Genomic DNA, 8,428 nt, shown 5'->3' on the forward strand with positions numbered 1-8,428 from the left:
TTCATGCTAGGATAGAATAGGTCAATGACGATGCCGCCCTAATTAGGGCGGCATTATTGTTGCACATTCAACTAGAACTTAATGTGATCGTAGCGGATCAGAGCATGATCTACTCGCAGCATTATGGACAAGAGGCGGCGGAAGCCGCACGTAGAAAGGTGGATACATCAGTGACAGCGCAGAAATGGTTCACTCACCCTGTAGGCATGACCGTAAGTGCGATCATTGCTACATTGTTGTGGGGAAGCGCGATGCCGGCGATTAAGCTTGGGTATGAAGCACTCAAGATTGGCTCGGACGCGGCTTATGAACAATGGGTATTTGCAGGATATCGATTTGCTTTGGCTGGACTTATGCTCATTCTATTGACTGCTTGCATGAATCGTGGAACGCGAGCTGATGGGGTTCATTACGGTCAGTCTCGGCGTGTTGGCTGGCGAGTCACACGTCTTGCAGTCATACAGACTTTTTTGCAGTATATTTTCTTCTATATAGGCCTAAGTTTAAGTACCGGAATGAAAGGCGCGATTATTACTGGCGCAACCTCCTTCTTCCAAATGGTCATTGCACGGGTGGTTGATCGCAGTGAAAGCTTCACAATCGGCAAGATACTCGGATTAGGCTTGGGGTTCGCGGGCGTTATTATTGTAACCTTCAGTAATACAGGCGGCGCAGGTATGTCATTTGGCATTGGTGATGTGTGCCTGATATTATCGGCATTGTTCGGTGCGATAGGGAATGTGCTGGCGCGCCATGAGTCGCGTGATTTTCCGGTATTGTGGCTGACTGGACGCCAGATGGCTCTAGGTGGAATTGGGCTTATTCTGGTAGGCGCATGGCGTGCTGGTTTCGCTCCCTTTCAATGGGATGCCTCATCCTTGCTGCTGCTCCTCTATCTGGCCTTCTTGTCGGCAGCGGGATTCAGCTTGTGGAATTTGATTATGAAATATAATCAGGTAGGGAAAGTATCGATGTTCCTCTTCCTCATTCCGTTGTTTGGAGTACTATTATCCGCATGGCTGTTGAATGAATCTTGGAATGGTGGGACATTGGCAGCACTTGGCCTTGTTGTTGCAGGGATCATTGTGGTGAATCGATCTTCTGCAGAGAAGTCTGCTCGCAAGGCAGTTCAGAGGGCGGTTTAACACAGGCTTAATGATTTGTTACACAATGGTAATATTCCTGTTAACGTTGGTTAATGTACAGAGGGTATATTAATAACAAGACCCCCTTTTGATGAATATATATCCCTTGAGACGGATCTGTGAGATACAGGTCCCTTTTTTTTGCCCTTAACTCCGTATCATAAAAGAAAGATGCAGCCAGAGCACTGCATGAACTTCGTATCCCGATGAAGTTCCTTATGCCCCAGAAGCATCTTTATGTTGCGCGTGATATATAACTATAATAATCGAACTATGGTCGTGCCTCCTGACAAGTTAATCAATGGGTACGACCTGTTTCTGCTTCTCTTTATAGTACACCCAGTACGTAAATCCGATGTCCTTCAGCCGAGAGCGGACTTCCTCCCAGTCCTCGCCGACGCGGGAAGGCTTATGTGCATCCGAGCCAAAGCTAACCTCGACTCCGAAATGAAGGGCACGTTCCAAGATGGCGTCCGCTGGATACCAGCCGCCGCTCAGCTTTGTTTTCCCGGATGTATTGATTTCGATGGCAACGCCGCATTCTGCAATGACCTTCAAGGTGTCGTCGATAATGTCAGGGGCTTGAATGTCCGAGAACGGGGGATAGTTGCCCTTCATGGCGTCAATATGGCCTAAAATTTGAAACATGCCTGTGCGAGCAGAATCACGAATCATCTCATAATAGATCCGTTTTTCAGCAATTTGCTGCTCGGCGTTTAGCTTCTTCCATCTGTTTTTATTGAAAATGCTGACGCCATTTGTGCTGTGAACGGAGCCAATAATGTAGTCGAACGGATATTTTGCAAGCGTCTTGCGATAGGTCTCCGCATGCTCAGGGAAATAATCTGACTCGATGCCCAGCAGCACGTCGATGCGGCCTTCGTATTCCTTTTTGAGGCGCAGCACCTCGTCTACATAGTTGTGAAAATCGCTTTTGGCCATCGTAATATTCGGATGCGGATGATCTTCATCCTGGCCGAAATAGGGCGTGTGATCGGATATGCCAATAACTTGAAGTCCATGGGCGATCCCCGCCTCAATATACTCACGGATGTTGCCATCTGCATGACCGCAGCGAAAATGATGAGTGTGCAAATCGAATTTCATAGCTTCCCCTCCTGTTCATTGAGTGGTAGTGTCATATCTACGAAGTGAGCGTTATCGTTACTCGGAACCGATGAACTGGGTTTCAGGCATGCCCTTCACATCATTTAAAAATTGCTGCATGGCAGAATTCAAGTAACGGCCTGAGCGATACATAACCCCAACAGGATGAGCGGTTTCGAGTTCATGAATTTGAACGATCTTCAGCGTGCCGCGACGCAGTTCATTGCTGACTGATAGCTTGGAAATGATACCCGCTCCAAGATTTAACTCGGCCATCCGCTTCACTTCCTCACTGCTGGATAACTCCATAACGATATGAGGAGTGATATTGTATTGGCGGAAGGTTTCTTCGGCGAACCTGCGGCCTACAGTATCAGGCGACAATAGAATGAGCGGAACTTCCTTCAGCATATCAACCGTTGCATGCTCATGCTTGGCCAGCGGATGGTCTGGACAGACGACGAGTTCGAACGAATCGTAGTAGAGCACAGACGTATTCAGATTCGGATTCGGTTCGTTCAAATATCCGATGCCAATATCAACGGTGCCATTCTCGATATGTGCCATGATCTGTGAGGATGACATGGACATAATGGTCGTCTTAATGAGTGGGAATTGATCCTGAAAATAGGAAAGAATCCGCGGCAGGATTTGAATAGCAATCGAAGTCGTTGTACCTAGAACAATATGCCCTTGCGGAATTTGGTTCAAATCACTCAGCTTCTGTTTCACTTCGTCGACGATATCTAAGATGCGCGTTGCATGCTCCAAAAATACTTTGCCGCTGTCTGTCAGGGTGACAGGTTGGTTGCGGTCAATGAGCACCGTTTTGAACTCATCCTCCAAGCTTTTGATCTGAGCGGACACGGCAGGTTGAGTCAGGTTAAGCAATTCTCCTGCCTTGCGGAAGCTCATCGTCTTGGAAATGGTGATTAGTGTTTCCAACTGGCTTAAATTCATGACTGTTTCCCCCTTTCTTGCCTATTTTGACATAGGACTAAAATATGGTGTGAGATGTGTACATGGTGGTGAATATGTAAAATCCGAAATAGGGTGTGAGAACGGAGCTTCAATACAATTTATCGCTTTTGTTGTACTAATAAAATGTTTTTCTCATTATACATTAGATTAGTTAAGGAAGCTATGCCGATGAGCAATGTTTACCAATGCGGCAGCTTATATGAAAACTTAATAATTGAAATAGTTGACCGCCGCGCAGGCCATGCCGCACAATGAAATGAAGACGTTCTCAACAACGTTACGTTATAGCTTAGGGGGAAAACAATGCGTTCGAAACAGGTTCGCAGTTGGATGATGTATGATTGGGCGAATTCCGCTTTTGCGACAACGATGTTGGCGGCAGTTCTCCCTATCTTTTATCAGTCTGTGGCTGCTTCAGGACTTCCGAATCATGAGGCGACGAGCTATTGGGCTTTTACACAGACGATCGGCATGATCCTTGTCGCACTGCTGTCTCCGATATTGGGAACAATGGCTGATCTATCACGCCGCAAGATGGCATTTTTGCGTGTCTTTGCGATTTGCGGCTCCGTGGCATGTATGCTTATGTTCTTCGCGGGAAATGGAGATTGGCTGTATGTGTCGGTACTGTTTATTTTGGCGACGATAGGCTTTTCTGGAGGCAATACGTTTTATGACTCTCTTCTGCCCGAGATTGCAGCACCAGATGAGCGGGACGAAATATCTGCCAAAGGGTACATGTACGGATACATCGGTGGCGGTGTGCTGCTGGCGGTCAACATTGTCATGCTTGAGAAATGGGAGATGCTAGGGTTTCCGAATAAGCTCGTTGCCACGCAGACCGTATTTTTGTCCGTAGGAATATGGTGGCTGCTCTTCTCATTGCCAATATTCCGCCACTTACAGGATCCTGTACGTACAGATCGGCAATCGGTGTCTTATTACACGAAGCAAGGCTTCGGCCGGCTAGCTCAAACGATTAAGCGGGTGAAGCATTACCCTGAGCTATTGAAGTATATGGTGTCCTTCTGGTTTTTCAATGACGGCATCTCCACGATTATTGGAATGGCGGCGATATATGGTGCAGGAATGGGCATTCAGACGAGCCATCTGATTATTGCGCTGCTTATTACCCAATTTGTCGGAATCCCGTTCACCTACTTGTTTGCGAAGTTCGCCCGCAGGTTAGGTTCTAAGCGTTCCTTGTACGTATCACTCAGTACGTATATCGTCATCGTGTTCTTTGGTTATTTTATGACAACAGCGCTTCATTTCTACATCCTAGCCTTCCTTGTTGGCATGGTGCAAGGGGGAAGTCAGGCAGTAGCGCGTTCTGTCTACAGTCAGATGGTGCCGATTAGCCGCGCATCTGAATTTTTCGGGTTCCTCAGTTTATCGAGCAAAGTGTCTGCTTCCATCGGTCCGGCCGTCTTTGGCATGGTGGGCTTAATGACCGGTTCTACACGCCTGGCAATCTTGTCTATCCTGGGCTTCTTCATTATCGGTATTATTTTGCTTGCATTCGTAGATATTGAGAAAGGGCGCAAGGAAGCAGCGATGGAGGAGGATACTTGGAATACAGATGCTTCTGGGGGTAAGGAGATACCTGTACATTAATAGAAAGACCCTAATCCGTATGTTTGTACTGCTTTACGCAGAGGGGCATACTGGATAGGGTCTTTCTTTGTGCGTTATCTCGGAAAAGAGACTACGTATTCATCGGATAAGAGATTACCCATTCAATGGAAGGAGCCATGCTTATGTTGTCATAATCATCCACCATTGCTTGTCATACGATTTCAACTCAACCTCTTTCAGTCCCATGTTCGACTCAGCAATCCACCCTCTGACCAATTGAATATATGCACTGTGGAACTCTGAAGAATACCCCATTTGCTCATATCCAGCATAGGTACAGTTGTCAAAAATGAGATAACCCCCTTTTTTCAACAGCCTCATGCAAGTATCGATAATGTTGATGAATGGCTCAAAGGCTGCCTTTCGTAGTTCTCCTCGATTGTGATAGCTCATCACAGCTTGAAGTAATTGAGGCTCGATATCCCACCAATTATTGTTGATGGTATCGATTCCCTCGATATCTGCAATTATCGTCTGTATAATATCATTAATCGCATGATGGAAAGAAATGACTTCGAAAGAATGAGGCTCATAATACTGCAATAAATTGTTCCCGTTATCTTCAATAATTTTGACTTGGATGTCCAAGTCAGCCGTTTTGTGCATGAACTGATGAGATAACTCTTTATTTAGATTTGCTGTCACATAGGTTGCACCGCTGGAGAATGCGTGAAGTGCTCTTGGAATACATACCGTATCACCCGCAGCTATTTCGTATAGGGATGCATGGGATGGGATACTTAGCTCAACAAATAAATGGTACCAAGCTGCTGTGTGATAAAACTCGATTAATTCTTGGCTCCATTGGCGAGACAAGTCAATTGGACTTTGCATGATCTGATTTAATAAGCTTTCGATTTCTTCAGCGTTCATTTCTTGAAGCTGTGAGCGTAATGCCGTAGGAAGATACTGTTCTAGATGTGGGGGGAAGTTCCCAGTCTTATAATGCTTGGCCAGTTCCTGCACATTCATGAATGTCACCCCATTTACCAATATTTTATTACATTCTAGGGGATAGCCGTGTAAGGAAATGAACGAATCTTGCTCAATTTTGGGGAGTAAATTTAGCAGCTAAGTTTAACAGGGAATGAAACAATAAATCTCAGAAAGAGAATGATCCATGGATAACCTGGTGAGTAGTATTTATAGAGCGACGGAATTCATAGAGAGCAATCTGTCCAGAAAAATAGCATTGGATGAGATTGCGGATGCTTGCTATATATCGAAATACCATTTGCATCGGGCGATGAGTGCTGCTGCACGCCGTCCGTTGATGGATTATGTAAGGGCGAGAAGGCTGGCCTCTAGTCTGGATATGCTGCTGCATAGCACCTATCCTATTCTACATATCGCGCAGGAATATGGCTTCGAATACGAACAGTCTTATATACGGGCTTTTGTAAGTGAATATGGGATGACGCCCTCTAAGTTCAGAAAAGGGCGCTTTACTGTTAATCTTACTGAAAAAATAAACATCGCCGAATTTATACAATTGGACAACAATGGCATCGTTTTCGAGACAGGATTCGTGTTGAAGCCAGCCTTCTGAGCGGTGAACGGGTGGAGACACATAAGTATGCTGTGTTTCAATATATTGGAGACATCCATCCCAACCAGCTCACCTATCAACATTTGAGCACGATCTGGTCATACATCGATGAGGAGTGGCTGCCGAACTCGGGGTATGTCCGAGCGGATTCCTTCTTCTTTGAATCGATTGACGTCTCAGTAGCTAACGATCATTACTGCGAAGTCAAATTGTATGTTCCGATTTGCTCCAGCATAACTCGATAGAATTGCATGCTCGTTCGATAAAAAAAGGAGAGCGCCCGACATAAACTCGTGGGATCGCTCTCCAATACGAATAGACCTTTTTCTAGAATTGTGACGTTGCGGCTACTTCATTCATTGCCTGCTCGTCTGTTGAATGTGTTCGCGGCTGAAAGGGAAGGGTAGCCGGGCTCATTGATTTCTCAGCTCGATCCCCAGCTCGCTTCAGCAGTTGTTCCTGCGCATGCATTTTCTGCATGCCTTTGGCTGCCTTCTTGCGGTACGTGCCGTCAGGCTGCAGGAATCGACTTTTCGCTTGATCTGACAAATAGCATTGAAGGATTTGAATAATCTGCTGCTTCAGCTCCGAATGCTCGATCGGGAACATGGCCTCGACACGGCGATCGAGGTTGCGTGGCATCCAGTCCGCACTGCTCAGCAGCACCTTGTTCTTACCGCCGTGCTCGAAGTAGAAGATGCGGGTATGCTCCAGAAATCGCCCAACAATGCTTCGTACCGTTATATTCTCACTCATATTCGGCACACCTGGGCGGAGGCAGCATACGCCTCTAACGATAAGCTCAATGCGTACGCTGGCTTTCGAAGCTTTATATAGCAGTGAAATGAGTTTTTCATCCACCAGTGCATTCATTTTGAGAATGATGTGCGCTTTTCGGCCTTTTCGCGCAGCCTCAATCTCATATTCGATATATTGCTCCAGCTTATGGCGCAAAAACAAAGGAGCGACGCTTAATTGATTTAAGCTGGATGGTACGGTGAAGCCAGAGAGCATATTGAACAGCACTGAGGCATCGCTGCCAATTTGGGGATTGACGGTCAGCAGCCCCATATCGGTGTACAGTTTGGCTGTCACATCATTATAATTGCCTGTGCCCAGATGAACGTATCTGCGGATGCCGTCCTCTTCGCGTCGTACGATGAGCAGTGTTTTTAAGTGGGTCTTCAATCCTATCAATCCATAGATAACATGGCAGCCAGCTTGCTCCAGCCGCTTCGCCCAGTGAATATTGTTCTCCTCATCGAAGCGGGCCTTCAGCTCCACGAGTACCGTAACCTGTTTTTTATTCTCCGCAGCTGCGATTAAAGCTTCAATGATCGGGGAATTGCCAGATACCCGATACAGCGTTTGCTTAATGGCCAATACGTCTTGATCTTGCGCGGCTGCTCTTACAAGCTGAACGACGGTATCGAAGCTGTCGAAGGGATGATGCAGCAGACGATCTTGATGGCGAATCCAGGTGAATACATCCTCCCCGTCCTGAAGGGGCTGATGCGGCTGATGGCTTGGGTAGAGAAGCTCTGGCTTCTTAACGAGCTGGATCAGCTTGAACAGGAATGTATAGTCGATGGGGCCGGCGATTTCGTATACACCGCCGAGCGGCTCGTCCTCTCCATCCTGTGTGATCATTTGAAGCAGTTCATGACTAATGCCTTCCTCCGCCTCAATCCGAACCACATTCCCCCATTTTCGCATTTTAAGCGATTCCTCAATCTCCTTGAGCAGATCCTCTGCGCCTTCCTCATCTATGTCCAGATCCGCATTGCGCGTTATGCGGTAAGCCTTCATATCGACAATGTCATAGCCATTGAACAAGATGTCCATATGCAGCTTGATGACGTCTTCGAGCAGGATGAACTCCTGCTTGTCCGCGCCTGTCGGTAGACGTACGAGTCTAGGCAATACTTCAGGCACTGCTACTGTTGCGAATACATCTTCTTCCTCGTCCGTATTGCGGACGATCAATCCAATATTCAAGCTCTTGTTC

The 8,428-nt window shown here is 46.7% G+C and carries 8 protein-coding genes; 4 read left to right on the forward strand and 4 right to left on the reverse strand.

What is annotated here, in order from left to right:
• Positions 1-59 precede the first annotated feature (59 nt).
• The gene (locus AZ66_RS02320) at positions 60-1,145 is read left to right on the forward strand and encodes a DMT family transporter (protein WP_231586702.1); all 1,086 of its coding nucleotides are present in this window, start codon (positions 60-62) and stop codon (positions 1,143-1,145) included.
• A 294-nt stretch (positions 1,146-1,439) separates the two neighbouring features.
• On the opposite strand, the gene AZ66_RS02325 is transcribed toward AZ66_RS02320, so the two are convergent.
• Together AZ66_RS02325 and AZ66_RS02330 are read right to left on the reverse strand one after the other, a co-directional pair.
• Positions 1,440-2,252 carry a histidinol-phosphatase gene (locus AZ66_RS02325; RefSeq protein ID WP_044353418.1) on the reverse strand — a complete coding sequence of 271 codons (813 nt, stop codon included), beginning with the start codon at positions 2,250-2,252 and terminating at the stop codon, positions 1,440-1,442.
• 57 nt (positions 2,253-2,309) lie between these two features.
• Positions 2,310-3,212 (reverse strand): LysR family transcriptional regulator, encoded by a 903-nt coding sequence (locus AZ66_RS02330; protein ID WP_044353419.1) that lies wholly within the window; start codon positions 3,210-3,212, stop codon positions 2,310-2,312.
• 324 nt (positions 3,213-3,536) lie between these two features.
• Here AZ66_RS02330 and AZ66_RS02335 point away from each other — a divergent pair, with 324 nt between their 5' ends.
• Complete coding sequence (locus tag AZ66_RS02335) at positions 3,537-4,850, forward strand: MFS transporter (protein WP_044353420.1); 1,314 nt, start codon at positions 3,537-3,539, stop codon at positions 4,848-4,850.
• 141 nt (positions 4,851-4,991) lie between these two features.
• Here AZ66_RS02335 and AZ66_RS02340 read toward each other — a convergent pair whose 3' ends face one another.
• Entirely contained in the window at positions 4,992-5,843 is an 852-nt protein-coding gene (locus tag AZ66_RS02340) for a hypothetical protein (protein ID WP_044353421.1), read from the reverse strand.
• A gap of 148 nt (positions 5,844-5,991) precedes the next feature.
• Between AZ66_RS02340 and AZ66_RS02345 the strand changes: the two genes are divergently transcribed.
• Both AZ66_RS02345 and AZ66_RS30335 read left to right on the forward strand, forming a co-directional pair.
• Positions 5,992-6,420 (forward strand): helix-turn-helix transcriptional regulator, encoded by a 429-nt coding sequence (locus AZ66_RS02345; protein WP_044353422.1) that lies wholly within the window; start codon positions 5,992-5,994, stop codon positions 6,418-6,420.
• 11 nt (positions 6,421-6,431) lie between these two features.
• Positions 6,432-6,665: a GyrI-like domain-containing protein gene (locus AZ66_RS30335; RefSeq protein ID WP_197081642.1), complete on the forward strand. Its 234-nt coding sequence runs from the start codon at positions 6,432-6,434 to the stop codon at positions 6,663-6,665.
• Positions 6,666-6,747: 82 nt separating this feature from the next.
• Here the strand turns inward: AZ66_RS30335 and ppk1 are convergent.
• A partial coding sequence (gene ppk1, locus AZ66_RS02350) for a polyphosphate kinase 1 (protein ID WP_156159873.1) occupies positions 6,748-8,428 on the reverse strand: 1,681 nt, incomplete at its 5' end.

Origin of the sequence: Paenibacillus sp. E194 (genome assembly GCF_000935845.1) — a bacterium.
GTDB lineage: Bacteria > Bacillota > Bacilli > Paenibacillales > Paenibacillaceae > Paenibacillus_B > Paenibacillus_B alvei_B.